The 25,106-nt window shown below is 65.7% G+C and carries 20 protein-coding genes and 2 pseudogenes; 13 read left to right on the plus strand and 9 right to left on the minus strand.

Annotation, left to right across the window (positions count from 1 at the left end; genetic code table 11):
- Positions 1-137 precede the first annotated feature (137 nt).
- Genes PKO50_RS15505 through PKO50_RS15515 form a run of 3 tightly spaced genes read right to left on the minus strand, consistent with a single transcriptional unit; the run spans position 138 to position 3,155 of the window.
- On the minus strand, positions 138-944 hold the full coding sequence (locus tag PKO50_RS15505; RefSeq protein WP_109936654.1) for a family 1 encapsulin nanocompartment shell protein: 807 nt from the start codon (positions 942-944) through the stop codon (positions 138-140).
- A complete protein-coding gene (locus PKO50_RS15510) occupies positions 937-1,998 on the minus strand; it encodes a Dyp-type peroxidase (protein ID WP_275630223.1) in 1,062 nt (353 codons plus the stop codon). Before PKO50_RS15510 ends, PKO50_RS15505 begins: the two co-directional genes overlap by 8 nt.
- Positions 1,995-3,155, minus strand: a complete 1,161-nt coding sequence (locus tag PKO50_RS15515; protein ID WP_109935479.1) for an NAD-dependent formate dehydrogenase — start codon at positions 3,153-3,155, stop codon at positions 1,995-1,997. Before PKO50_RS15515 ends, PKO50_RS15510 begins: the two co-directional genes overlap by 4 nt.
- Before the next feature lie 487 nt (positions 3,156-3,642).
- Here PKO50_RS15515 and PKO50_RS15520 point away from each other — a divergent pair, with 487 nt between their 5' ends.
- Positions 3,643-4,089 (plus strand): MerR family transcriptional regulator, encoded by a 447-nt coding sequence (locus tag PKO50_RS15520; RefSeq protein ID WP_109935480.1) that lies wholly within the window; start codon positions 3,643-3,645, stop codon positions 4,087-4,089.
- Between the two features lie 30 nt (positions 4,090-4,119).
- On the opposite strand, the pseudogene PKO50_RS15525 reads toward PKO50_RS15520, so the two are convergent.
- Positions 4,120-4,923 (minus strand): annotated as a pseudogene (locus PKO50_RS15525) (acetoacetate decarboxylase (ADC)); the annotation flags it as partial.
- 321 nt (positions 4,924-5,244) lie between these two features.
- Between PKO50_RS15525 and PKO50_RS15530 the strand changes: the two are divergent.
- Entirely contained in the window at positions 5,245-6,477 is a 1,233-nt protein-coding gene (locus PKO50_RS15530; RefSeq protein ID WP_275630224.1) for an NADH:flavin oxidoreductase/NADH oxidase family protein, read from the plus strand.
- Between the two features lie 43 nt (positions 6,478-6,520).
- Here PKO50_RS15530 and PKO50_RS15535 read toward each other — a convergent pair whose 3' ends face one another.
- On the minus strand, positions 6,521-7,651 hold the full coding sequence (locus PKO50_RS15535) for an MFS transporter (protein WP_275630482.1): 1,131 nt from the start codon (positions 7,649-7,651) through the stop codon (positions 6,521-6,523).
- Positions 7,652-7,913: 262 nt separating this feature from the next.
- Positions 7,914-8,819 (minus strand): LysR family transcriptional regulator, encoded by a 906-nt coding sequence (locus PKO50_RS15540; RefSeq protein WP_109935483.1) that lies wholly within the window; start codon positions 8,817-8,819, stop codon positions 7,914-7,916.
- A gap of 164 nt (positions 8,820-8,983) precedes the next feature.
- On the opposite strand from PKO50_RS15540, the gene PKO50_RS15545 reads away from it, so the two are divergent.
- From PKO50_RS15545 to PKO50_RS15555, 3 genes are all read left to right on the plus strand, one after another.
- Entirely contained in the window at positions 8,984-10,012 is a 1,029-nt protein-coding gene (locus PKO50_RS15545; RefSeq protein WP_275630225.1) for an alpha/beta hydrolase, read from the plus strand.
- A gap of 111 nt (positions 10,013-10,123) precedes the next feature.
- Positions 10,124-11,173, plus strand: a complete 1,050-nt coding sequence (locus tag PKO50_RS15550; RefSeq protein WP_275630226.1) for an NAD(P)-dependent alcohol dehydrogenase — start codon at positions 10,124-10,126, stop codon at positions 11,171-11,173.
- A gap of 17 nt (positions 11,174-11,190) precedes the next feature.
- The gene (locus PKO50_RS15555; protein WP_275630227.1) at positions 11,191-12,255 is read left to right on the plus strand and encodes an XdhC family protein; all 1,065 of its coding nucleotides are present in this window, start codon (positions 11,191-11,193) and stop codon (positions 12,253-12,255) included.
- Positions 12,256-12,983: 728 nt separating this feature from the next.
- Here the strand turns inward: PKO50_RS15555 and PKO50_RS15560 are convergent.
- Positions 12,984-13,394 (minus strand): cupin domain-containing protein, encoded by a 411-nt coding sequence (locus tag PKO50_RS15560; protein ID WP_089393151.1) that lies wholly within the window; start codon positions 13,392-13,394, stop codon positions 12,984-12,986.
- A 126-nt stretch (positions 13,395-13,520) separates the two neighbouring features.
- Here PKO50_RS15560 and PKO50_RS15565 point away from each other — a divergent pair, with 126 nt between their 5' ends.
- From PKO50_RS15565 to PKO50_RS15600, 8 genes and pseudogenes are all read left to right on the plus strand, one after another.
- A complete protein-coding gene (locus PKO50_RS15565; RefSeq protein WP_275630228.1) occupies positions 13,521-14,411 on the plus strand; it encodes a LysR family transcriptional regulator in 891 nt (296 codons plus the stop codon).
- A 276-nt stretch (positions 14,412-14,687) separates the two neighbouring features.
- Positions 14,688-14,984 (plus strand): helix-turn-helix transcriptional regulator, encoded by a 297-nt coding sequence (locus PKO50_RS15570; protein WP_109931985.1) that lies wholly within the window; start codon positions 14,688-14,690, stop codon positions 14,982-14,984.
- The gene (locus tag PKO50_RS15575; protein ID WP_275630229.1) at positions 14,981-15,112 is read left to right on the plus strand and encodes a HipA N-terminal domain-containing protein; all 132 of its coding nucleotides are present in this window, start codon (positions 14,981-14,983) and stop codon (positions 15,110-15,112) included. Before PKO50_RS15570 ends, PKO50_RS15575 begins: the two co-directional genes overlap by 4 nt.
- Before the next feature lie 2 nt (positions 15,113-15,114).
- Positions 15,115-16,221, plus strand: coding sequence for a type II toxin-antitoxin system HipA family toxin (locus tag PKO50_RS15580; protein WP_275630230.1), 1,107 nt, complete (start codon positions 15,115-15,117; stop codon positions 16,219-16,221).
- Between the two features lie 1,414 nt (positions 16,222-17,635).
- On the plus strand, positions 17,636-18,928 hold the full coding sequence (locus PKO50_RS15585; RefSeq protein ID WP_177412009.1) for a site-specific integrase: 1,293 nt from the start codon (positions 17,636-17,638) through the stop codon (positions 18,926-18,928).
- A gap of 155 nt (positions 18,929-19,083) precedes the next feature.
- Positions 19,084-19,572, plus strand: a complete 489-nt coding sequence (locus PKO50_RS15590; RefSeq protein ID WP_275630231.1) for a sigma-70 family RNA polymerase sigma factor — start codon at positions 19,084-19,086, stop codon at positions 19,570-19,572.
- 3 nt (positions 19,573-19,575) lie between these two features.
- Positions 19,576-20,516: pseudogene (locus PKO50_RS15595) on the plus strand (FecR domain-containing protein).
- A gap of 118 nt (positions 20,517-20,634) precedes the next feature.
- Positions 20,635-23,094, plus strand: a complete 2,460-nt coding sequence (locus PKO50_RS15600; RefSeq protein WP_275630232.1) for a TonB-dependent siderophore receptor — start codon at positions 20,635-20,637, stop codon at positions 23,092-23,094.
- A 114-nt stretch (positions 23,095-23,208) separates the two neighbouring features.
- On the opposite strand, the gene PKO50_RS15605 is transcribed toward PKO50_RS15600, so the two are convergent.
- Positions 23,209-24,540, minus strand: coding sequence for a SidA/IucD/PvdA family monooxygenase (locus PKO50_RS15605; protein ID WP_275630233.1), 1,332 nt, complete (start codon positions 24,538-24,540; stop codon positions 23,209-23,211).
- A 200-nt stretch (positions 24,541-24,740) separates the two neighbouring features.
- A complete protein-coding gene (locus tag PKO50_RS15610) occupies positions 24,741-25,043 on the minus strand; it encodes a transcriptional repressor (protein WP_275630234.1) in 303 nt (100 codons plus the stop codon).
- Positions 25,044-25,106: the final 63 nt, after the last annotated feature.

Raw genomic sequence — 25,106 nt, forward strand, 5'->3', positions numbered from 1 at the left:
GCGCGCCTTGCGCGCGAATCGCGGGCAGGGCCCGCTCCTACAGTTGAGGCCGGAGGTGGGCATGGGGTTGTCCATTGGGCTCCCGCGTTCGCGGGAACCCGCAGGAGGACTCCGTCCGCGATCAGCCATCGGCCGGATCATTTCTTGCCGGGCGTCAGCACCACGCTGGCCTCGGTGGTGAGCACGCGGAAGGTGAAGGTCTCCAGGAAGTACAGCTCCACGCTCGTCGCGGTGTGGCTGGCATAGCCGATGGAGATGTCCTGGCCGATATCCAGCTCGAAGTCCCCGCCGCGCGTGCTGAGCACGAACCCGCCTTCCAGGGCGGGGGCCCAGATGATACCGCCGTCAAGTTGCTGCTCCATGTGGTGGAAGACCGGGTAGCCCTCGTCGCTGCCGCCGCTCGCCGCCGTATAGGCGTCCGCGCCCAGCACCAGGGCGTAGGGGCCGTTGACGCCGGCCAGGCGCAGCTGGCTCAGCGCCTGCGCCACGGCGCCGGGGTAGCCGCGCACGTTGGCCGGCAGCACCACGCCGGCGTTGCTGCTGGCCTCGCGGATGCCCTGGATGCCGGCCGCGGCGTAGCCATCGAAGACCGCGCGGTCCTCGGCGAAGGCGAGCTTGCGGGCGGCCGCCTTCAGCGGGTCCCAGTCCGAATCGTCCGAGCCGCGCTCCACGTCGTCGATGGCCTGGCGGCTCAGCTCGAAGGGCACGCGCAGCTCGACGATCGCCCGGGCATCGCGCTGGGCGGCCTGGATGCCGTCGCCGGGCGCCTGCAGCGAATGCAGGTGGCCGGTGCCCACCGCGGACAGGGCCAGGCCGCCCGGCGGCGGCACGTCGACCACGCGCCGGGCCGCGAGGTGGCGCTTGAGGGTGCGCGTGGCCTCTTCGTCGATCTGGGCCCAGGCCTTGTCGGAGATGGGGGCGAGTTCACGGTGGAGGTTATTCATTGCCTGCTTCCTTTAGTGAGCCAATGCCGAGGGAGCCATCGCGGGGGCCGTCCGGGGGCCCGCCATCCCGTGCGGGGAGGGCGGGGAAGGCGGGCGCGGCATCCGGGGTTACCTGTTCGAGAAAACTGGCCGAAGGCACGAAGAACAGGCTGCCGGTCACCGCGCGGCTGAAGTCCAGCAGCCGGTCGTAGTTGCCCGGGGGCTGGCCGATGAACATGTTCTCGAGCATCCGTTCGATGCGCCGGGGCGAGCGGGCGTAGCCGATGAAGTAGGTGCCGAACTCGCCCTTGGCGATATCGCCGAAGGGCATGTTGTCGCGCAGGATCTCCAGCTGCTCGCCGTCTTCGATGATGGTGGTCAGGGCGTTGTGGGCGTTGCTCGGCTTGACAGCGTCGTCCAGCTCGATGTCGGAGAGCTTGTGCCGGCCGATGATCCGTTCCTGCTCGGCCACCGGCAGCGCGTTCCACTGGGCCAGGTCGTGCAGGTACTTCTGCACGATGACATAGCTGCCGGCGACGAAGGGCTCGTCCTCGCCGGCGACGAGGGTGGCGTCCGTCGCGGCCTGGCCGGCCGGGTTCTCCGTCCCGTCGACGAAGCCCAGCAGGTCGCGGGCATCGAAATAGCTGAAGCCGTGTACCTCGTCCGCGGTGCGGACGGCGGCGCCGAGCCGGGCCATGATCTGCGTCTCCAGCTCGAAGCACAGGTCCATGCGCTCGGCGCGGATGTGGAAGAGCAGGTCGCCCGGGGTGGACACCGCGTGGTGCGCGCCCTGGATTTCGCGGAAGGGGTGCAGGTCCCGCGGCCTGGGCAGGCCGAACAGGCGGTCCCAGGCCGCCGAGCCGAAGCCCAGGTTGCAGGACAGTTGCCCCTGCGGGGCGCGGAAGCCGATGGCCCGCAGCAGGCCCGCCAGGTCGGCGCACAGGGCGCGCACCGCGGTTTCGCCGGCCTGGCCGGGGTCGATCGTCAGCACCAGGAAGATGGCGGCCCGGCTGAGCGGGGCGGTGACCGACTGGGGAACGGCTCTGGACACGCGTGGTTCCTCTTGCAGGCTCATTTCAACTGGTAGGATTGGGCGCCGGTGCCGGCGAGCGCGCCGCCGTCGACGATCAGGTATTCCTCGCGGATGGGCCTGCCGGCGAAGTGGCTCTGGAGGATTTCCAGGGTCCCCGCGGCATAGCGGGCCTGGGCGGAAAGCGAGGTGCCGGACATGTGCGGCGTCATGCCGTTGAACGGCATGCTGCGCCAGGGGTGGTCCGCCGGCGCGGGCTGGGGGAACCAGACGTCGCCGGCATAGCCGGCGAGCTGCCCGGAGGCCAGCGCCCGCACCACGGCGTCGCGCTCCACCAGCTTGCCGCGCGCGCAGTCGATCAGGTAGGAACCGCGCTTCATCCGGGCGAGCATGGCGTCGTCCAGCAGCCCCTCGGTGGAAGGGTAGAGCGGCACCTGCAGGTTGACGATGTCGACCGCCGCCACCAGCGAGGCGACGTCGCCGTGGTAGGTCAGCCCCAGCTCCTGCTCGATGGCCGGGGCCAGCCGGTGGCGCTGGGTGTAGTGCAGGTGCAGGTCGAAGGGCTTCAGCCGGCGCAGCACGGCCAGGCCGATGCGCCCCGCGCCTATGGCGCCGAAATGCATGCCCTCCACGTCGTAGCTGCGGGCCACGCAGTCGGCGATGTTCCAGCCGCCGTCGTGGGCGACCTGGTGGGCGGGCAGGTAGTTGCGCACCAGGGACAGCACCATCATCACCACGTGCTCGGCGACGCTGACGCAGTTCGAGCCGGTGACCTCGGCGACGGTGACGTGGGCCGCCGCCGCGGCAGCCAGGTCCACGTGGTCGGAGCCTATGCCGGCGGTGACGGCGAGCTTCAGCCGGCGTGCCTTGGCGATCCGCTCGGCGCTCAGGTAGGCGGGCCAGAACGGCTGGGAAATGACCACCTCGGCGTCGGGCAGGTGGCGCTCGAACACCGAGTCCGGGCCGTCCTTGTCGCTGGTCACGACCAGCTCGTGCCCGGCCTGCTCCAGGTAGGCGCGCAGGCCCAGCTCGCCGGACACGCAGCCCACCAGTTCACCGGGCGTGAAGCCCAGCGGCGGTTGCGGCGACGGCGCCGTCTGGCCGTTGGCATAGACGCCGATGTGCGGAATGTCGCTGCGGGCGTAGCGGGGAGGGTAGCCGGCCAGTGGATCGGGGTAGAGAACGCACAACACCTTTGCCATGGACGGAACCTCCTCTCATCCGGCACCTGCGCGCATGCAGGCAGCCACACTTCCCGCAGGCCAACTATCGGCCCGAGGAAGATGGTTCAGTAAAGTTCAACTTCCTTTTGCACGCCAATGTTGCAGACAGGAAAAGACGGTTTTCTCCGAAAGCGTTCAGCCGATGTCAGTTACTGGCGTCCTTCCGTTATTCAGGAACTCTTCCAGTTTCGGCTTCGACATATCATCGAGAGTGTTTTGTGAACGGGAGGTTGATTCAGGAGAGTCAAGGGTTGGATATATACGATCAGCCATGCCCGGCTCTTTGCCAATGGCAGAGGATATTAAGTTCTTCAACTTCGGAAGCATCGATCCGGGACTCTTCGTCCCATGCAAAGCCGAGAGCAGGCGAGTACGCGAACGGCTCGGGCCGTTTCATCGCCTGGCCGTCCGATCACTGTAGGATTGAAGTAAGCTTCAAGGTCAACGCTTTCCCCGAGGGTGCTGCATGAGAATTGGAGAACTGGCGAAGCTCAGTGGGCTGGCGCCTTCGCGCATTCGCTTCTACGAGGCGAGCGGCCTGATCAACTCGGTCGAGCGCAAGGCCAACGGCTACCGCGACTACGCGCCGGAGACGCTGGTGATCCTGGAGATCATCACCGGCGCCCAGAGCGCGGGCTTCTCGTTGGAGGAGATTCGCCCCTTGCTGCCACTCAACGCCAGTGGCTGGAAGCACGACGAGTTGCTGGAGGGGCTCAAGCGCAAGGTGGGCGAGATCGAGGTGCTGCAGAAGCGCCTGGCGCAGAGCAAGGCGCAGTTGCTCGTGGCCATCGAGAGCATCGAGAACAAGCCCGAAGGGATGCAATGTGCCGACAACACCCAGCGGGTGCTGGACCGTCTGCGCCAGGAAATGGATGTGGCGGCGGAAAAGAAAAGTCAGGCCATGCGGGCCTGACTTCGAGTACCTGCAACTGACGCCGCGGCGTCAGTTCTTGCCGACGAGGGTGTTCAGCGGCCTGGGCGCATAGAGCGCGCTCTGGAACTGCGGAACGTATTCGTACTTCATCATCTTTCCAAGCTTCAACGCCTTGATGTAGGCGGAAAGTTCCCCCTCGCCGAGGATCAGCCGCGCCGAATCCCCGTCAGTGCTGGCTGCATGGCTGAGCTGGCGCGAAACCGCATAGCCATAGGTCAGTTCACCCTTCGGGTCGGTATTGGTGAAACTGTTGGTGACCCACTCTTCATCCTTCGAGAGGGCGGCCAGTTTGTCGGCCTTGAACACGACATCCACTTTTCCGGTCCGGCTATCGACTATGTCGTAGGACACACTGCGCTCGTCTTCCCTGACATCGATGCCTGTGAGCCATTTCGGCAAGTTGTAACCCACTACGCCGCGGACTCTTGCCAATTCGGTATTCACCGGAAGTTTGAGCACATAGCCCCAATAGTCCCTGGACAGCGACTGGCCGATCAGCGTGATGGGGCCGAGGTTGGACTTGCCGGGCTTGTTGGTGATGATGGAAAGCGCGACTTCGTTATAACTGTCGTTGTCGCAGTAATGGTAGGAATAAGCGGTAAACGCCACCAGGCCCCGCCCGGGCCATACCTGCAGCGGCTGCACCTGTTCCAGCACCCTGGCCGGCATCAGTTCCTTCAACTTCGCCAGGTCCGCCGTATAGACGGCGGTGACCCTGCTGTTCCTGTAGTAGAAGTTCGGCGAGTAGGATTCGAAGCCTATGTCCACCTTCGTCTTGGCAAGCCCCTTGAACCAGCTCAGGTCGACATTAGGGTGGTCTCCGGCTGGCTGTTCGTCGCTGTAGCGTCAGCCCAGGCAGAGGCTGTGACGAAAAGTCCGGCTATTGCGGCAACACTTCCGAGTTTCACTGTCGAGGGTCTCCAGGGGTGGGCATGAGGCTTGGGGCATGCTGTCCAGCAGCTTGCGGAAGGCACCCTAACCTTCAACTGAACTTCAAGGTCAAGAGATGGACCTGGGGCTTTTTCCCTGGCGATGCGTGGGGGAGGGGTGGCCATCAAGGCGGTGGAAAAGCCTCTTGACCTTGAAGTTGACTTCAAGGTTACGGTAGCGCAGTCGCCAAACCTGGAGCCCGTGATGACCCCCTTCACTGCGTTGACCCTGCCCAATGGGGCAGTCATTCCCAACCGCTTGGCCAAGGCCGCCATGGAAGAGAACATGGCGGACAGGGACCATGCCCCCTCGGCGGCGCTGATCCACCTCTATCGCACCTGGGCTGAGGGCGGGGTAGGCCTGATGATCACCGGCAACGTCATGGTCGATCACCGCGCCATGACCGGGCCGGGCGGGGTGGTGCTGGAGTCCGGGCGCTTCGGCGAGCGCTTCGGCGCATGGGCGCAGGCCGCGCGCTCCCACGGTGCCCAGGTGTGGATGCAGATCAACCACCCGGGCCGCCAGATGCCCGCGGCCTTGAAGCAGGACACCATCGCCCCCTCGGAGGTGCCCATGGACCTGGGCAACTTCTCCAGGCAGTTCATCCCGCCACGGGCGATGACGGAGAAGGATATCGCCGAAGTCCAGGCACGCTTCGTCAGGACGGCCGTGCTCGCCGAACGCTTCGGCTTCACCGGCGTGCAGGTCCATGCCGCGCACGGCTACCTGCTCAGCCAGTTCCTGTCGCCGATCACCAACAAGCGCACGGACCAGTGGGGTGGCTCGCTGGAGAACCGCGCCCGGCTGCTGCTCGACGTGGTCAGGGAAATCCGCGCGGCCGTGGGCGCCAGCTTCGCCGTGGCGGTGAAGCTCAACTCGGCCGACTTCCAGCGCGGCGGGTTCAGCACGGACGACGCGAAGAAGGTCATCGCGCTGCTCAACCCCCTGGGGGTGGACCTGATCGAGCTGTCCGGCGGCAGCTACGAAGCGCCGGCCATGCACGGCCAGGCCCGCGACGGCCGCACCCTGGCCCGGGAAGCCTATTTCCTGGAGTTCGCCAAGGACATCTCGTCCGTCGCGCGGATGCCGGTCATGGTCACCGGCGGCGTGCGCCGGCTACCGGTGGCGGAGCAGGTGCTGGACAGCGGCATCGACATGGTGGGCATGGGCACCGCGCTGGCCATCGACCCCAACCTGCCGAAGGACTGGCGGGCAGGGCTCGGCAACGCGCCCGTGCTCAGGCCCATCACCTGGAAGAACAAGGTGCTGGCCTCGGTCGGCTACATGGCGATGGTGAAGCACCAGCTGCGCCGCCTAAGCCTCGGCAAGCTGGCCAACCCGGATGTCGCGCCGGCGCTGGCGCTGCTGGAGCAGCAGCTGGATACCCAGGTCCGCAGCTGGCGCTATCGGCGCTGGGTGAGAAGCCTCGGCGCCTGATCCGGGCCCTGGCCGATGCGGCCTCGCGCGCGTCGGCCAGGGCTCAGGCGCCCCGGGGCGCTTGCGCGCGCGAGGTGAGCAAGCCCAGCAGGGCGGCGAGCAGCAGCACCGCCGCACTCGCCACGAAGGTGGCGCGGTAGCCGCTGCCATCGAACAGCAGGCCGCCCAGGGTGGAGCCCAGGGCGATGGACAGCTGGATCACCGCCACCATCAGCCCGCCGCCGGCCTCGGCGTTGCCGGGCAGGGCCCGGGCGATCCAGCTCCACCAGCCGACCGGGGCTGCGGTGGCCAGCAGGCCCCACAGGCCCAGCAGGGCCGCGACGGCGAAGGCCCAGGCGCCGAAGGGGATCAGCGCCAGGGCGATCGCCGCCATCAGCGCCGGCAGGACGATCAGCGGCCCGAACAGGCTCCGCTTCAGCAGCGTGCCGATCAGCAGGGTGCCGATGAAGCCGGCCACGCCGATGACCAGCAGGATCAGCGAGAGCGTGGAAACCTCCACCCGCGTCACCGTTTCGAGGAAGGGCCGCACGTAGGTGAACAGGGCGAACTGCCCCATGAAGAAGGCCCCGCAGGCGCCCATGCCCAGCGCCACGGCGCGGTTGCCCAGCAGCCTGAAGGGGTTGCCGGCGCCCGGCGAGCGCTCCCCGGCTGGCATGGACGGCAGGCTGGCCCACTGCCAGGCGAGGGCCAGCGCCGCCACCGGCACCAGGCAGAAGAAGGCGCCGCGCCAGCCGATGACCGCGCCCAGGTAGCTGCCCAGGGGCGCCGCCACCACGGTGGCCAGGGCGTTGCCGCCATTGAAGATGGCCAGCGCCCGCGGCACCTGCCGGGCGGGCACCAGGCGCATGGCGGTGGCCGCCGACAGCGACCAGAAGCCGCCGATGACCACGCCGATGAGCGCGCGGCCGAACATGTAGGCCGGGTAGTTCGGCGCCAGCGCGACCACGGCGCCGGACAGCGCCATCACCCCGGTCAGCGCCAGCAGCAGCGTCTTGCGGTTGAGGGTGCCGGCCAGCGCGGAGATCGACAGGCTGGTCAGCACCGCGAAGGCGCCGGAGATGGCGATGCCTTGCCCGGCCATGCCTTCGCTGACGCCCAGGTCGGCGGCCATGGGCGTGAGCAGGCTGACGGGCATGAACTCGGAGGCGATCAGCGCGAAGACGCACAGCGACATGGCGAAGACGCCGCTCCAGTAGGCCGGTTGCGTCTGTTGCGGGGTGGCGGCGGTGCCCGTGGGGGCATCGAGGGTGTGGGCTTTCATGGACTTCTTCTGGGGCTGTGGGCGCGCCGGCAATGAAGGGCGTGGCCTTCGCCAGCGGCGGGTGACTTTTTAGTGGATGAATGCTCCCGTAGAAGGGCGGCCATGACTAGCTAATCAATGCTTAAAGCGGCTATAAGCCCACCTAATCAATGCTTCGATCCGTTCGCCAGGTGCGCTAGCGCCTTTGCCGGCGCTCCATCCGCAGCGCGTCGAGCACCAGGGAAAAGGCAGGGGAGGGCTGGCGCCGGCTCGGGTAGTAGAGGTGGTAGCCGGAGAAGGCCGGGCACCAGTCCTCCAGCACCCGCTGCAGGCGCCCTTCGGCGAGGTGGGGGGCGAACTCCTCCTCCGGCAGGTAGGCGATGCCCACGCCGGCGAGCGCGGCGTCGGCCACGTGCACGGTGGTGTTGAACACCAGTTGGCTGTCCACGTGCACTTTCAGCTTCTTGCCCCGCCGCTCGAACTCCCAGGCATCCACGCCGCCATAGGTGGGAAAGCGGATGTTGATGCAGCGGTGCCCCACCAGGTCGCTGGGTGTCCTGGGGATGGGGTTGTCGGCGAAGTAGGACGGCGCCGCCACCACGGCCATGCGCAGGTCGGGGCCGATGGGCACGGCGATCATGTCCCGGTCGAGGGTTTCGCCGAAGCGCACGCCCGCGTCGAAGCGGTCGGCGACTATGTCGCGGAAGCCGTAGTTGATGTCGAACTCGAGGCGGACGTCGGGGTATTCCCGCAGCAGCGGCATCAGCCTGGGCAGCAGCGTCGTCTTCAGGACGTGGTCGCCGCAGGTGATGCGCACCGTGCCGCCCGGCTTGTCGCGCAGCTCGGTCAGGGCGTCCAGCTCGGACTCGATTTCGTCGAAGCGGTGGCCGATCGCCTGCAGCAGGCGCTCGCCGGCGGCGGTCAGCGAGACGCTGCGGGTGGTGCGCGTCAGCAGGCGGATCTCCAGCCGCGCCTCCAGCCCGGAGACGACCTGGCTGACGGCGGACTGGGTCACCCCCAGGTGCGCCGCCGCCCGGGTGAAGCTGCCTTCCCGGGCCACCACCACGAAGGCCATGAGGTCGTTGAAGTTGTGCCTGGCCATGCCGCGCTCCGCTGAATCAACTGATTAGCCCAGTTTATAACCGCATTAAGCATTCATTACCTAATCAATGGCTCGCGCTTGCGCGAGAATGCCCCCATCCCCTCGCCAGAGGGGTTCTTCAACCAGGGGCGCGCGCCGCCCGCCAACCGAATAGAGAGGGTCCGGTGAAAAGACTCATCGTGTTGCTTGGACTGCTGCTCGCTTCGTTCACCGCCATGGGGGCCGATATGTCCAAGGGTGCAGACAACTTCTACAAGAGCGACAAGGTGACGGTGCAGCCGGTCGTCTTCAGGAACCAGTACCAGCTGAACGTGGCGGGCAACCTCTTCCTGCCCAAGGGCCTGGGGGAGGGCGCCAGGGCCCCCGCCATCGTCGTCGGCCACCCCATGGGCGCGGTGAAGGAGCAGAGCGCCAACCTGTACGCGCAGAAGCTGGCCGAGCAGGGCTTCGTGACCCTGTCCCTGGACCTGTCCTTCTGGGGCGGCAGCGAGGGCCAGCCACGCAATGCCGTGCTGCCCGACCTGTACGCCGAGGACTTCAGCGCCGCGGTGGACTTCCTGGGCACCCGGCCCTTCGTCGACCGCGAGCGGATCGGCGCGCTGGGCATCTGCGGCAGCGGCAGCTTCGTCATCAGCGCGGCGAAGATCGACCCGCGCATGAAGGCGATCGCCACCGTCAGCATGTACGACATGGGCGCGGCCAACCGCAACGGGCTCAGGCACGGGCAGACGCTGGAGCAGCGCAAGCAGGTGATAGCCGCGGCGGCGCAGCAGCGCTACGTGGAGTTCAGCGGCGGCAAGACGCTGTACACCAGCGGGACCGTGCACGAACTCAGCCCCGACACGCCCGCCATCCAGCGCGAGTTCTACGACTTCTACCGCACCCCGCGCGGCGAGTTCACCCCGGCGGGCGCCTCGCCGGAGCTGACCACCCACCCGACCTTGAGCAGCAACGCCAAGTTCATGAACTTCTACCCGTTCAACGACATCGAGACCATCTCGCCGCGCCCCATGCTGTTCATCACCGGGGCAGAGGCGCACTCCCGGGAGTTCAGCGAAGAGGCCTACCGCCTGGCCGGCGAACCCAAGGAGCTCTACATCGTCCCCGGCGCGGGCCACGTCGACCTCTACGACCGCGTGGAGCTGATCCCCTTCGACAAGCTGGGCCGCTTCTTCCGCGACAACCTGAAGTAGCCGCCGGGAGGAGGCCTTGGAGGATCAGGCAAGAAAACCAGCGGAATGGTCTACAGCTTCGGCCTGTCCCACCGGGAAAATGAACCTCACGCAATGCAGGAGGATTCTTCAATGCAAGTCAGAGCCTATGGTGCCCGCGCGGGCAACCTGCCCCTGGAGCCGCTGAGCATCACCCGGCGCCTGCCCGGCGCCCACGACGTCCGGATCGACATCGCCTTCTGCGGCATCTGCCACTCGGACCTGCACCAGGTGCGCTCCGAATGGGAGGGGACGCACTATCCCTGCGTGCCCGGCCACGAGATCGTCGGCCGGGTGGCGGCGGTCGGCGCGCAGGTCACCGCTTTCAGGTCCGGCGAGCTGGTCGGCGTGGGCTGCATCGTCGACAGCTGCAAGCACTGCGAGGACTGCGACGCCGGCCTGGAGAACTACTGCGACGGCATGGTCGGCACCTACAACTTCCCGACGCCGGACGCCCCCGGCTGGACCCAGGGGGGCTACTCCCAGGCGATAGTCGTGCATGAGCGCTACGTGCTGCGCATCCGCCATCCCGAGGCGCAACTGGCGGCGGTCGCGCCGCTGCTGTGCGCGGGCATCACCACCTACTCGCCGCTGCGCCACTGGGGCGCCGGGCCGGGCAAGAAGGTCGGCGTGGTCGGCATCGGTGGCCTGGGGCACATGGGGATCAAGCTGGCCCATGCGATGGGTGCCCACGTCGTAGCCTTCACCACCTCCCAGGGCAAACGCGAGGCGGCGCTGCAGCTCGGCGCGGACGAGGTCGTGGTATCGCGCGACGCGCAGGCGATGGCGGCCCACGCCAAGAGCTTCGACTTCATCCTCAACACGGTGGCGGCGCCCCATGACCTGGACGCCTTCCTGGTGCTGCTCAAGCGCGACGGCGCCATGACGCTGGTCGGCGCGCCGGCCTCGCCGCATACCTCACCCAACGTCTTCAACCTGATCATGAAGCGCCGCACGCTCGCCGGCTCGATGATCGGCGGCATCCCGCAGACCCAGGAGATGCTCGACTTCTGCGCCGAGCACGGCATCGTCGCGGACATCGAGCTGGTGCGCGTCGAGCAGGTCAACGAAGCCTACGAGCGCATGCTCCGCGGCGAGGTCAAGTACCGCTTCGTGATCGACAACGCCACCCTGGACGGCTGACTTTTCCCGGAGGCCCCATGGAAAGCATCGATCTGCTGGTCCTGCGTACCGCCCGCGACTGGCTTGCCGCCGGCGAACGGGTGCTGCTGGTGACGGTGGCGCGCACCTGGGGCTCGTCGCCACGGCCGGTGGGCTCGATGATGGCGCTGCGCAACGATGGCCGGGTGGCCGGCAGCGTTTCCGGCGGCTGTATCGAGGACGACCTGATCCATCGCCATACCACCGCCTATGGTGGCGACGGCCTGCCGGAAGCCTTGCCAGCCCTCGTGCAGTACGGCATCAGCGCCGATGAAGCCCATCGTTTCGGCTTGCCTTGCGGCGGCACGCTGGAGCTGGTGCTCGAGTTCATGCCGTCCCTGTCGTCGCTGGAACGGTTGCTCGCACGGCTCGACGCGGGCAGCCTGGCGCGGCGCATCCTGAACCTGAATAGCGGGCAGGTGACCGTCGAAGGCACCTCGACGCCGGAGCAGTTCCTCTTCAACGGCAGGCGCATGGTCAACACCCTGGGGCCCGGCTACCGCATGCTGCTGATCGGGGCGGGCGCGCTGGCCGAGTACGTCGCCACCATGGCGCTGTTCAATGGCTTCAAGGTGACCATCTGCGACCCCAGGGCCCAGTACCTGGACGCCTGGAGCGTGGAGGGGGTGGAGCGGGCCAGGGGCATGCCCGATGACGTGGTCAGGGCGTTCTCGCCCGACCTGCGCACCTGCATCATCGCGCTCAGCCACGACCCCAAGCTCGACGACCTGGCCTTGCTGGAGGCCCTGCAGAGCCCGGCCTTCTACATCGGCGCCATCGGCTCGCGGCGCAACAGCCAGAGCCGGAGAGAGCGGCTGATCGAGCATTTCGGCGAGACGGAGGCGTCGCTGCGCCGCTTGCGCGGGCCGATCGGCATCTACATCGGCAGCAAGACGCCGCCCGAAATAGCGGTCAGCGTCATGGCCGAGGTCCTCGCCGCCAAGAACGACGTGTCGTTGCCCGACGAGCTTTCCGTGTCCCGGGCGAAGCACGCCAGGGATCCGTTGCGGTTCACCCCGGCCCTCTCCCGGAGGGAGAGGGGGCCGTTCGGTGTGAACGGATAACGCAGCATCAGCCGGCAAACTCGTAGGGCGGATAACCGTTCGCGGTTATCCGCCGCTGGCCCGGGTACCTATGCCAGACGATTGGCGCGGCCGGAGGCCAATCGCGGACGGAGTCCGCTCCTACGTCCGTGCTTCCTGGAACCGTAGGAGCGGACTCTGTCCGCGATCATGGCGGATAACGCCGTAGGCGTTATGCGCCCTACGGGGAGCCCGGGAGCTTCGTGGTTTCGCCTCGCGCCGAACGGTCCCCTCTCCCGCTTGCGGGGGAGGGTTAGGGAGGGGGTGCGGCGTCAGGGTTGGCAGAGGTGCGTGAGCGAAGTCCGTCCCCTCTCCCCAGCCCTCTCCCTGAAGGGAGAGGGGGCTGTCCCGAGCTGTCGGATAACGCAGCATCAGCCGGCAAGCTCGTAGGGCGAATAACCGTTCGCGGTTATCCGCCGCTGGCCGTGCTACCGGGGCGTCCGGCGTAGCCGGTGAATCCAATCGCGGACAAAGTCCGCTCCTACGACCGTGCTTCCTGGAATCGTAGGAGCGGACTCTGTCCGCGATTCGGCGGATAACGCCGTAGGCGTTATGCGCCCTACGGGTTTCCAGTGAAACAACCGAGCGCATCGGAACGCCCCTTCAGAAGGCCGAGCGAAACCGGCGCTCAGGAGGTCATGCGACATGGATGTCGCTAGAGCCCCAATGGGCTGCAGGTACGTACCCTAGTGAACAGCATTACACCAGGCTCAGGCCGCGCCAGGCCCGGCGAAGTACTGCTCGTCGCTGACGTGCTCCATCCACTCGACGTTCTTGCCGTCCAGGGCCTCCTGGATGGCGATGTGGGTCATCGCCGTGGTCGCCGACGCGCCGTGCCAATGGCGGTGGCCGGGCGGGCACCAGATGACGTCGCCGGCGCGGATCTCGACGATGGGTTCGCCTTCGCATTGCGTCCAGCCGCAGCCTGCCGTCACCACTAGCGTCTGGCCCAGCGGGTGGCTGTGCCAGGCCGTGCGGGCACCGGGCTCGAAGGTGACGCTCGCGCAGGAAACCCGGGAGGGTGCCGGCGGGGCGTTGAGAGGGTCGATGCGAACGGTCCCGGTGAACCATTCCGCCGGGCCTTTGATGGAGGGCTGGGAGCCTGCGCGCTTGAGTTGCATGTGAATCACCATGGCTGAAAGAGGAGGGCACTGGCAGGGAATGCCAGGAAGGCTTTCAGTCTGGAACGAAGTCGATTAGCTTTGTAGATGGCAAATTCAGGATGCTTTGGTGCAGCAGATTCACCTATGGCTCGCGATAACCTCAACGATCTGCAAGCCTTCGTCCTGGTGGCGAGGGAGCGCAGCTTCACGAAAGCGGCCGCCCAGCTCGGCATGTCCCGCTCGGCGCTGAGCCACGCCATCCTCGGGCTGGAGGAGCGCCTGGGCGTGCGCCTGCTCACCCGTACGACCCGCAGCGTATCGCCGACCGAGGCGGGCAGCCGGCTGCTGGAGACCGTGGCGGCGCGCCTGGACGAGATCGAGCAGGAACTGAACTCGCTCGGCGCATGGCGCGAGAAGCCGGCGGGAAAGGTACGCATCACCGCGCATGACCACGCGATCGCGACCGTGCTCTGGCCACGGCTCCTGCCATTGCTCGAGCAGTACCCCGACATCGAGGTCGAACTGTGCACCGACTACGCCCTGGTCGACATCGCGGCACAGGGCTTCGATGCCGGCGTGCGGGTAGGCGACCTGGTCGACAAGGACATGATCGCCGTCCGCCTCACCCCCGAACTGCGCATGGCGGTCGCCGGCTCGCCGGCGTACCTGCAGGCCGCCGGCACCCCGGGCACGCCGCAGGACCTGGCCCGGCACCACTGCATCAACCTCCGGCTGCCCACCCATGGGGGCCTGTACGCCTGGGATTTCGAGAAGGACGGGCAGGGCGTCAAGGTCCGGGTACGTGGGCAGGCAGTGTTCAACAACACCTACCACATGCTGCAAGCCGCGATCGATGGCGTCGGCCTGGCCTACGTGCCCCATGACCTTCTGGCGCCTCACATCGAGGCGAAGCGGCTGGTCCCGGTCCTGGAGGACTGGTGCCCGGTGTTTCCCGGCTATCACCTGTACTACGCCAGTCGCCGGCATGTTTCGCCGGCGCTGGGCCTGGTGATCCAGGCGCTCAGGCGGGACTGAGGGTACAAGGCGGAAAGGATTTGGTTGGCTGGGCCTGGCGGCCAAGTCCTCGGCTTGCCGGCTGGAAGCGGTGAAGCCAGGAAAGCGAGGAGGGGAGCCAACGGTGGCACCGCAGCTTCATGGGGCGGCTTAGGTGCAGCCTTGCGAATCCCTGAAGGTGCAACAAAGCATGGGCGTGACTCTGGAGTACACATTTTTAACTATCCATATATGAACCAATATTGCGGATTAATGCCTATAATAATCCATATGTGACCCGTTAAATGAGAGGCTGCCGTGGCCCTGACCCATTCCCTGCTTGCCCCCGGCGAGCTAGCCCAGAAAATCGGTGCCAACGCTCGGGAGGCACGACTGGCACAGAACCTCTCCCGCAAGTCCCTGGCGTTGAGGGCAGGTGTTTCCGAGTCCACCATCAAGCGGTTCGAGTCCAGCGGGCAGATCACCCTCGACGCCCTGGTGCTCATCGCCACTGCGCTTGGCGCTACCCGTCAATTCGCGGAACTGTTCAAGCATGAGCGTCCAGTATCGCTCGAAGAAATCAAACAGGCAGGACGCACTCGGGGGCGCCAATGAAGCCGATCAACACCGTGGAGATACTGCTGGCTGGCGAACCTGTCGGGGAACTGGTCGCCAGCCGACAGGGCATCTACTTCGCCTATCACCCCAAGTGGGTGACACAAGGCTTCAACCTGTCCCCCTGAACATGGACTTCACCACCCAACCACAGAAAGCTGCGGACCCAGTCCTTTTCGCTGGTCTACCAGGCGCACTGGCCGACTCCCTCCCGGACGGCTGGGGCATGCTGCTCATGGACCGTTATTTCCTTGCCAGGCATGGCAAGGACCGAAGGGACATTTCCCCTCTAGATCGACTGGCTTATATGGCCGACAGGGGCATGGGCGCATTGGAGTATCGCCCAGTCATCGAGCGCACCACCGACGAAGACAATATTGACCTGGCCCAGCTCTACCAGGAGTCCCAGGCTGTCTACGAAGGAGAAACCTCGGCCACTCTCGATACTCTGCGCTTGGCAGGTGGCTCCCCTGCAGGAGCCCGCCCCAAGGTGGTCGTTGCACTATCCCAGGACGGAAGGCGGTGCAGTACGTCTTTCAAGCACCTTCCGGCCGGCTACCAGCACTGGCTGGTGAAATTCAGGACACCAACCGAGCATCGTGATACCGGAGCGATCGAGTTCGCCTACTCACGGCTGGCAGAACGTGCCGGGGTGAAGATGGCCGCGAGCAATCTGCTCACAGTCCAGTCATCGACCGGGACCGAGCGCTTCTTTTCTGCCCATCGCTTCGACCGGAACGGCGATAGCAAAATCCACATGATGACCGCTAGCGGTATTCTCTATGCCGATTACCGTGCGCCATCGCTGGATTATTCGGATTTACTCAGAGCCACCAATGCCATCACCAACCATGCGGCAGAGGTCGAGCGCATGGCGAGGCTAATGGTATTCAACGCCCTGACCCACAACCATGACGACCACGCCAAGAACTTCGCGTTCCTGCACGACCAGGGGCGGTGGACACTGGCCCCAGCTTATGACCTGACCTATGCCCCGGTCCGTGGTTATGCGGATGAGCACACAACCTCTTTCAACGGTGCCGGCCTGGCCACTCGCAAGCAGCTGAAGCAGGTTTGCGCTCCCTTCAGCTACCTGAAGCCGGACCTCTACATCGAGCAGACTCTCGACGCCCTTTCCGGGTGGCAGCCCTTATGCCGTGAACTCGAGATCGACCCAGAGCAACAGAGGGTGATTCAGCGGGCCTTCGATGAGATCCGCAAACGCCTCGGCCGATAGCGAGAAGCCTTTGCTGGCACGTACTCGCAAGACCAGATTGAGCATGCCAGACAGGTTATCCCAAGTGTCTGAGCAAGAGCCGGCAGAGGGGAGGGGCGATAACGATGTCCCATAGCATCTCTGCAGCGTCTTCCTGGGAAAGCTTTTGGTCTCGCCGACCGTAAGCCGCCATTCCCTGTGGCGTCAGGTAGAGCGCCTGGTCGTCAGCGTCGACTGATAAAGACTCATTGTACGAATTGCTCTCCATCGACTGGCCTTGGAGATAGTGAATGCCTGATCCGAAGCCGCTTCCGATGAACACGGTCGCCCGGACCACGTCCTTGCCATCTTTGTAGATGGTGGCAAAGAAGCGGTTTGCATCGACGCGTCGAAAAATAGAGCCGAGGGAGGTGAGAAGCGATTTTGTCCAGAAACCTCGACGGTCACAACTCAACTTCGAGCAGCAGTGGTAAAGCTGTGTCTGCGTTCGATATCCTGGCAAATACTTAATTTAACATAATATACATTATGCGAACTCATGGATAAGCGCAGGTGCAGATGGCCCCTGCAGAATTCACCAGGGAAAACCGCTTGTTTGCCGGCTTCGACACCGTCCCCCTGATCGACCAGCTCTTGCGGTCCAGCTTGCCGTTGGGCGTCAGTTGCTTCGTCTCCGCTCAGTCGCCATTGCTGCTTGCCCGTTGCCCGTTGCCCGTTGCCCGTTTCTCTTTCTGCCTTCCTGTCGAACCAGCTTCGTATTGTCGATCCATCGTGGCCTTCGGTTTCTCGCTCACAAGCTCAGTGCTCAGTACTCAGTGCTCAGTGCTCAGTGCTCAGTGCTCAGTGCTCAGTGCTCAGTGCTCAGTGCTCAGTGCTCGATCATTCCAGATTCCCCGAGCGAATCCGCCGGCATCCGTTCAAGCCCTGGTCCAACACCAATGCAGCGCGACGCTACGTGAAATCTGCAAGCCTCGTGGCCATTCCCCGTCACGCTTTTCACGCAGGCACATCAGCCGTTCGTGCAGTTCGCCTGTCACAGCGACACGCAACCGACCTCAGGCTGCATTGGCGCTGATCCGCGTTCTATGGGTTGGCGGGATTCATCGACGCAGCCCCAACCCGAGCCAGAGCTGCAACCAGTCATCCAGGCCCGGTTGATCGCGGCGAGACATTCAGAGCGCCTGTCCCAACCGGCCTCCAGCGGCCATGGACGTTGCAATGCCTGCCTTGCCGCGACATGTGAAAATCGCCTCACAACCCCTCGACCTGCAGGGATCAAGCTGTCTAGAATGCAGGTTACAGGCTTTCCTGCCTGTCGCTTCCCGCCCCGCCAGGTCTATTCGTTAGCGCGCAAGCAATATCCGATAACAGCCAGACCTGGATATTGCACGCTACCCCGGTGCGACCACCGTTTTTCCCATTCCCAGCCTTGACGATGCCGCAATCGCCACAACCGCTCTTCGAGACCTTCGCCCGTTTCCATGAACTGAACTTCATGCAGCTGAGCGAAGAATTGCCCGTGGTGCGCGGCTACCTGCAGGCGTTCGATGAAGACGTGCGGGCCATCGAGGGCTACTTCGCCGTGCGTGGCTTCCTCAAGTCCTATGGCGGCAACGAGGCCACCTATACCTCCTATCGCACCCACGTCGAGCGCCTGCTGCTATGGGCCCTGCTGGTGGCCGGCAAGCCGCTGCTCGACCTGCGCCGCCGCGACGCCGAGGCCTTCATGGAGTTCTGCCTCAACCCGCCCGCCGACTGGGTCGGCCCGGTCATCAAGTCGCGTTTCATGCGCATGGGCGGCCGCAAGAAGCTGGAGTCCGACAGCCATGTGCCGAACCCCGCCTGGCGCCCCTTCAGCACCACCCTGGCCAAGCGCGAGCGCAAGCTCGCCAGCGAGGCCATGAGCCCCCTGCCCTTGCGCCCGTACCGCATGTCCCAGGGTTCGGTGGCGCAGGTCTTCGCCGTGTGCGGCAGCTTCTTCCAGCACGCCATGGACGAGGGCTTGACCGAGGTGAACCCGTTCCGCGCGGTGAAGCAGAAGTCCATCTACAAGCAGCGCAACACCCTGAACGTGGCCTCGCGCTCGCTGACGCAACTGCAGTGGAGCTATGTCATCGAGACGGCCGAGTTGATGGCTGCCGAGGACGCCAGCCACGAGCGCACACTGTTCATCGTGGCCACGCTGTTCGCCATGTACCTGCGCATCTCCGACCTGATCGGCCGCGACAACTGGACGCCGGGCATGGGCGACTTCCGCCGCGATAGCACCGGCAACTGGTGGTTCCACGTGGTCGGCAAGGGCAACAAGGCCGCCCGCATCAGCGTGCGCGACGACTACATCCACGGTTACCTGGCCCGCTACCGCCGCCACCTGGGCCTGCCTCCCCTGCCCTCGCCCCAGGAACGGACGCCGCTGATCGGCACGCTCAAGGGCCGCGCCGGCTTATCCGACCGCCATGTGCGGCTGCTCCTGCAGGCGCTGTTCGACCGCGCGCTGCAGCGCATGGCGGCCGAGGGCTGGAGCGACGACGAGGTGGACCAGCTGCGCTCGGTCTCGCTGCACTGGCTGCGCCACACCTCGGCCACCTTCGATGCGCCGCTGCGCGACATGAAGGACCTGCAGGCCGACCTGCGCCACAACAGCCTGAGCACGACGCAGAACACCTACTACAACTCGCTGGACGAACAGCGCGCGCATTCGGTGAAGGGGCTGAAGCTCAAGCCCTAGGACAATGGCAGCCTTGCCGGACACCCGACGAAAACCAAAGGCCGGCTACGCCGCCCTGCGCCATATCCCCAAGGGCATACGCTGCCGCTATGCTTGTGCAATGGACTGGAGAAATAGAGAATGCGATTCATTCACATCAAATGCATTCGCCTACCATGTCTTCCTCCCTGCAGAGGCTCTATACAGAACACAACGGATGGCTCAGGCAATGGCTGCGGCAACGCCTGGGCAATGCCCATGATGCGGCGGACCTGGCGCAGGACACGTTCATGCGCGTGCTCGCCTCGCGCGATTGCGAAACCATCCGTGAGCCGCGCAGCTACCTGAGCGCCATTGCCCGCGCGCTGATGATCGACGGCTTTCGCCGCCGCGCCATCGAACAGGCCTACCTGGAAAGCCTGGCTGCGCGGGCGGAACCACTGGACATCTCGCCGGAGATGCGGCTGTCGATCCTCGAGACGCTGACTGCCATCGACGCCGTGCTCGACGGCCTGGGCGAACGCACCCGGCGGATCTTCCTGGCGGTGCAGCTCGAAGGGCTCAGCTACCCCGCCGTCGGCGAACGCCTGGGCGTTTCGGTAACCACGGTGAAGAAGCACATGATCCGGGCCATGACCCATTGTCTGCTGCTCTGCGAGGATTGATGCATGGCCCTGGACATAAAGGTACTGGAGGCCGCTGCGACCTGGTTCGTGCAATTCGCCGCCAGCCCGCCGGGAGACGCCGAGCGCCAGGCCTGGCGCCAGTGGCTGGAGTCCGATCCGGCCCACCGCCTGGCCTGGGAGCGCATAGAGCGCCTGCAAGGCCAATGGAATTCGTTACCCCGGACATCTCCCTGAATACCCTGGCCGGAGCCCGCACCCGCCGCCGTGCGGTACTCAAGACACTCGCATTGCTGATAGGCGCCGGCGGCACGGGCTGGCTGGCAAGGGAACACGTGCCCTACCCGGCCCTGCTGGCCGGGGAACGCACCGGCGTTGGCGAACGCCGCCAGTTGCGGCTGACCGACGGCACCCGGGTGGTTCTGAACACCGATACCGCACTGGACGTGGCCTACGGGGAACATCTACGCCAGCTGTACCTGCGCCAGGGCGAGATTCTGGTGGAAACCACGCCCGACCCGACCGGCCGCCCCTTCCTCGTGCATACCCCGCAGGGCAGCATCCGCGCGCTGGGCACACGCTTCACGGTACGTTGCCAGGCGCGGAACACCCGCGTGTGCGTGCTCGAGCACGCCGTGGAGCTGCGCCCGCTGGATGCGCCACAACATCCGTTACGCCTGGCCGCCGGACAACAGGCCAGCTTCGACGATACCCGGGTATCCACGCCCACGCCCCTACGCGACGGCGACGGTACCTGGGCGCAGGGCATACTCACGGTGGTGGATTGGCCCCTGGGCGAGTTCATCGCCGAGTTGGACCGCTACCGCCACGGCGTACTGCGTTGCGCCAATGAAGTCGCCGGCCTGCGCCTGTCCGGCGCGTACCGCCTCGATCAGATCGACATCATCCTGCAGAACCTGGGGAAATCCCTACCGGTACGGGTGCGCTATCTGACGCGCTACTGGGTCACTGTAGAAGCTACCTAAGGCGTGAATGAGAAAAATTTCTCGCCAAGGGGTTGCCGATTTTCATTCTCGTTCGGCCAACAACTGAAGCAGCCGTCCGTGCTGCCGCTGCGTACCTGCCAACGAAAAGGAAAATCGAATGTCGCACTTCCCTCTGCACGCCCTCGGGCCCTTGCCCCGCGCCATGCGCCTGGCGCTGCTCAGCCTTGGCGTGGGCTGCGTGCCGGTTCTCGGCATGCTGCCGGGCACCGCCCTGGCGCAAAGCCAGGCCATGCTGTTCCATATCCCGCCCGGCGACCTGGGCCAGGTCCTGAGCCTGTTCGCCACCACAGCCAACATCACCCTGTCGTTCAGCGCCGAGCAGACCCGTAACCGCAACAGTGCCGGGCTGCAAGGCAGCTACAGCGTCGAGGCGGGTCTGTCCCGGCTACTGGCGGGTACCGGCTTGAAGGCCCAGCGCGAGGCCAACGGCGGCTATATCCTGGTTCACGATGAAGCCCCGCTGGAGATGGGCTCGACCACCGTGCTCAGCAATCAGTTGGGGACCATCACCGAAGGCAGCGGCTCCTATACGCCCGGCACCATCGCTTCCGCCACGCGCCTGGTACTGACGCCGCGCGAGACACCGCAGACGGTGAACGTGATGACCCGCCAGCAGATGGACGACTTCGCCCTCAACAGCATCGACGACGTCATGAAGCGTACCCCCGGCGTCACTGTGCAGAAGCTCGACAGCGAGCGCAGTGCCTACTGGGCGCGTGGCTCGCAGATCACCAACTTCCAGTACGACGGCATCCCCTCCTACCTGGATACCGCCTACGCCGACGGCAAGACCCTCAGCGACATGGCCATCTACGACCGCATCGAAGTGATCAAGGGGGCCACCGGCCTGCTCACCGGCAGCGGCCAGCCCGGTGCTGCCCTGAGCCTGATCCGCAAGCGCCCGACCCACAGCTTCGCCGGTCACCTGTCCCTGGGAGCCGGCTCCTGGGACAACTACCGCGGCGAGCTGGACGTCGGCGGCCCGCTGACCGACGAAGGCAACATCCGCGGACGCTTCGTCACGGCCTACCAGGACAAGAACGCCTACATGGACCGCTACGAGCAGAAGAACTCCACCTATTACGGCATCCTGGAGGCCGACCTGACGCCGAGCACCCTGTTCAGCATCGGCATGGATTACCAGGACACAACGCCCACAGCCTCCAGCTGGGCCGGGGTGCCGCTGTTCTACTCCGACGGTTCCAAGACCGACTTCCCGCGCTCGTTCAACCCCGGCACCAACTGGAGCTCCTGGGAGCAGTACAACCGCACGGTCTTCGCCACCCTCGAGCACACGCTGGAGAACGACTGGACCCTCAAGCTGCACCTGAACCACCAGGAAAGCGGCTACCATGCCCCACTGGGCTCCGCCGGCGGCGGCTACCCGGACCCGGTCACCGGTGAAGGCGGCATCCTCTTCCATGGCAAGTACACCGGCGATACTCGCCGCGATTCGGTGGACATGTACGCCTCCGGCCCGTTCGAACTGTTCGGCCGGGAACATGACGCGGTGTTCGGCTACAACGTCACGCGCTCGGTAACCAAGGGCAACGGCTACTGGGACTACCCTACGCCCTATGACCCCAACATCCCGAACATCTTCACCTGGAACGGCAAGTTCCCCGAGCCGGACTGGGGCTCCAAGGCCAACCTGAAGAACTACTCGCAGCTGCACCAGTCCGGCTACTACGGCACCGTGCGCCTGAAGCCGACCGACGACCTGGCGCTGATCGCCGGCGCCCGCGTGGCCGACTACCACGACAGCGCCGAGCAGATCTCCGACAGCCAGTACGGCTACTCCGTCACCCCGCAGAGCACCCGCAAGAGCGGCGTCGTGGTGCCCTACCTCGGCGTGGTGTACGACCTGAACGACAGCTACTCGGTGTATGCCAGCTACACGGATATCTTCCAGCCACAGCAACTGCGTGACATCAACGACAAGCCGCTGGCCCCGGAAGAAGGCAAGAGCTACGAGCTGGGCGTGAAGGGTGAGTTCTACGAAGGTCGGCTCAACGCCAGCCTCGCGGTGTTCGAGTCGCAGCAGGACAACCTCGCGGTCGAAACCAGCAATGCCACGCCCTCCGGCGGCATCGCCTACGACAGCGTCAACGGCACCAGGACCCGCGGCTTCGAGCTGGACGTCGCCGGCGAGATACTGCCGGGCTGGCAACTGCAGGGTGGCTATACCCATGCGGTCACCCGCGACAAGGACGGCAGCCGTATCCGCACCCTGAACCCGGACCAGCTGTTCCGCCTGTACACCACCTACCAGCTGCCGGGTGAGCTGAACCAGTTCACCGTCGGCGGCGGCGCCAGCTACCAGAGCAAGTTCTGGACGAACGTCAGCGACCAGAACTACGAAACGGTGAAATACACCCAGGGCAGCTACTGGCTGGTGGACCTGATGACCCGCTACCAGGTCACCGAGCACCTGTCCGCCACGGTCAACGTCAACAACCTGTTCGACAAGAAGTACTTCAGCAACCTGGGTTTCTACAACACCGGCTACTACGGGGAACCGCGCAACCTGATGTTCACCACGCGCTACGACTTCTGAGGCTGATCTCCGGGCCGCCAGTGCAGGCGGCCCGGCATTCGTTGTCTAGTCCATGTGCAGTTGCCGCGATCCATCCGCCGTAAGACGATGTCCACCCAGCAGATAGATCCAGCCTCAGGCCGTCTCGGCGGCGTGCGCGGAGACCGTGCGCCCGGTCGGTTGCGGCTGCAGGTGCTGGAACAGCGAGGCGGAAATCTCCTCCGCCCGCGCCGGCAGGACCGACAGCAGGGTGTCGCTGAGGCCATGGCTGGCCTGGCTGAAGCCCTGCAGGTAGATGGGGGCGCGCAGTTGCGCGTCGGTCTGCAGGCGGTAGTCGCGGCCGACGCGAAAGTCGCCCAGGTGCGCCTGCAGCGGCGCCAGCAGTTCGCGGTGCGAATTGCGCTCGTAGCCGGTGGCCAGGATCACCGCATCGTACTGCTTCTGCTCCACCTCGCCGGTGGCGCTGTCGCGCAGGCTCAGGTGCACGCCGGCGTTGTCTGCGCGCACGCCTTCGACGTGACGGCGGCAGAGGAAGCCGTGGCGGGCCTGCCCGGAAACCTTCTGGCGATAGAAGATGGCGTAGATGCGCTCGATCAGGTCGAGGTCGACCACCGAGTAGTTGGTGTTGTGGTACTCGGCGATCAGCTTCTCGCGTTCGCTCTCCGGCTCCTGGAACACCAGGTCGGTGTAGTTGGGCGCGAAGATCTCGTTGACGAAGGGGCTGTCGTCGGCCGGCTTGAGCACGGCGGCGCGCAGGATCATGTCGACCTGCACCGAAGGGTAGCTGTCGTTGAGGTCGATGAAGGCCTCGGCGGCGCTCTGCCCGCCGCCGACCACGGCGATGCGCATCGGCTCGTGGCGCACGCAGGGCTGCTCGGCCATGCGCTCCAGGTAGCGCGCGTGGTGGAACACCCGCGCATCGCCGCGCAGGCTGGCGAAGGCCTGCGGAATGCGCGGCGTGCCGCCGGTGCTGAGGACGATGGAGCGCGCCAGGCGGAAGTTCTCGTGGCCCTCGGCATCGCGCGAGACCACCTTGAGCAGGTCGATGCCGTGGGCGCCGGCGACCGGCTCCACGCGCTGCACTTCCTCGCCGTAGCGGGCCTGCTCGGCGAACTGCCGGGCGACCCAGCGCAGGTAGTCGTTGAACTCCATGCGGCACGGGTAGAAGGTGCCCAGGTTGATGAAGTCCGCCAGGCGCCCCTGGTGGTGCAGGTAGTTGACGAAGCTGTAGGGGCTGGTGGGGTTGCGCAGGCTCACCAGGTCCTTGAGGAAGGAGATCTGCAGTTCGCTCTGCGCCACCAGGGTGTTGCCGTGCCAGCGGTAGTCGCCCTGCTTGTCGAGGAACAGCGCGTGGTAGTCGAGGCCCTCGCGTTGCGCCTGCTCCTGCAGCGCGATTGCCAGCGCCAGGTTGGAAGGCCCGAAACCGATGCCGAGAACGTCGTAGGTGGGGGTGATCATCTGGGTCATGCTGCCAATATCCTTAGCCCGTTTGCCAGGAGGCGCGGCGGGTGTCCGCCGGCCAATTGGGGGCGCCGCATCGGCGCCTTGTTTCAGAAAGACGAGGTCGCTTTACGGAAATTTAGAATGCGTCCCATTAGTGTTTTCTGTAGGAGTTCCCAGCCGCGAGGAAGCGCACCGCCCCTTCCCCGCCGGCCGCGCGGGACGCATCACTGCAGACGGCGAGCCTCGCCCTCTTCGTCCAGCGCCATCGAGAACGAGGGCGCCAGGCGGTAGCGGCGCTGCGCATCACGCACCAGCACGCCGCTGCGCCCCAGGCTGCGCAAGGTGCTCTGAACGCACGCCTGGGTGATGGAGTTGGTCGGTTCGCGCAGCCGCTGGTACAGCTCTTCCACCGTGTAGGCGTCCTGCTCGTGGAAGGCGCTCAGCACCACCAGCCGCGGCAGGCTGGTGCGCAGGCCGGCATGGGCCAGAATCCGCCGCGCGGGCTCGCTGGCTCTGGATTGGGTCATCCGCTTCTCCTTGTCCCCCTGGGCCGGGCGCAGCCAGTGTTGCGGGTGCGCCGCCCTCCTCTT

Origin of the sequence: Pseudomonas sp. 273, from assembly GCF_029201425.1 — a bacterium.
Classification (GTDB): domain Bacteria; phylum Pseudomonadota; class Gammaproteobacteria; order Pseudomonadales; family Pseudomonadaceae; genus Pseudomonas; species Pseudomonas delhiensis.

Excerpts from the sequence above, each read along its gene's own strand:
- PKO50_RS15505 (WP_109936654.1), bottom strand. The coding sequence starts at position 944 with ATGAATAACCTCCACCGTGAACTCGCCCCCATCTCCGACAAGGCCTGG.
- PKO50_RS15510 (WP_275630223.1), bottom strand. The coding sequence starts at position 1,998 with ATGAGCCTGCAAGAGGAACCACGCGTGTCCAGAGCCGTTCCCCAGTCG.
- PKO50_RS15515 (WP_109935479.1), bottom strand. The coding sequence starts at position 3,155 with ATGGCAAAGGTGTTGTGCGTTCTCTACCCCGATCCACTGGCCGGCTAC.
- PKO50_RS15520 (WP_109935480.1), top strand. The coding sequence starts at position 3,643 with ATGAGAATTGGAGAACTGGCGAAGCTCAGTGGGCTGGCGCCTTCGCGC.
- PKO50_RS15530 (WP_275630224.1), top strand. The coding sequence starts at position 5,245 with ATGACCCCCTTCACTGCGTTGACCCTGCCCAATGGGGCAGTCATTCCC.
- PKO50_RS15535 (WP_275630482.1), bottom strand. The coding sequence starts at position 7,651 with ATGTCGCTGTGCGTCTTCGCGCTGATCGCCTCCGAGTTCATGCCCGTC.
- PKO50_RS15540 (WP_109935483.1), bottom strand. The coding sequence starts at position 8,819 with ATGGCCAGGCACAACTTCAACGACCTCATGGCCTTCGTGGTGGTGGCC.
- PKO50_RS15550 (WP_275630226.1), top strand. The coding sequence starts at position 10,124 with ATGCAAGTCAGAGCCTATGGTGCCCGCGCGGGCAACCTGCCCCTGGAG.
- PKO50_RS15555 (WP_275630227.1), top strand. The coding sequence starts at position 11,191 with ATGGAAAGCATCGATCTGCTGGTCCTGCGTACCGCCCGCGACTGGCTT.
- PKO50_RS15560 (WP_089393151.1), bottom strand. The coding sequence starts at position 13,394 with ATGCAACTCAAGCGCGCAGGCTCCCAGCCCTCCATCAAAGGCCCGGCG.
- PKO50_RS15565 (WP_275630228.1), top strand. The coding sequence starts at position 13,521 with ATGGCTCGCGATAACCTCAACGATCTGCAAGCCTTCGTCCTGGTGGCG.
- PKO50_RS15575 (WP_275630229.1), top strand. The coding sequence starts at position 14,981 with ATGAAGCCGATCAACACCGTGGAGATACTGCTGGCTGGCGAACCTGTC.
- PKO50_RS15580 (WP_275630230.1), top strand. The coding sequence starts at position 15,115 with ATGGACTTCACCACCCAACCACAGAAAGCTGCGGACCCAGTCCTTTTC.
- PKO50_RS15585 (WP_177412009.1), top strand. The coding sequence starts at position 17,636 with ATGCCGCAATCGCCACAACCGCTCTTCGAGACCTTCGCCCGTTTCCAT.
- PKO50_RS15590 (WP_275630231.1), top strand. The coding sequence starts at position 19,084 with ATGTCTTCCTCCCTGCAGAGGCTCTATACAGAACACAACGGATGGCTC.
- PKO50_RS15600 (WP_275630232.1), top strand. The coding sequence starts at position 20,635 with ATGTCGCACTTCCCTCTGCACGCCCTCGGGCCCTTGCCCCGCGCCATG.
- PKO50_RS15605 (WP_275630233.1), bottom strand. The coding sequence starts at position 24,540 with ATGACCCAGATGATCACCCCCACCTACGACGTTCTCGGCATCGGTTTC.
- PKO50_RS15610 (WP_275630234.1), bottom strand. The coding sequence starts at position 25,043 with ATGACCCAATCCAGAGCCAGCGAGCCCGCGCGGCGGATTCTGGCCCAT.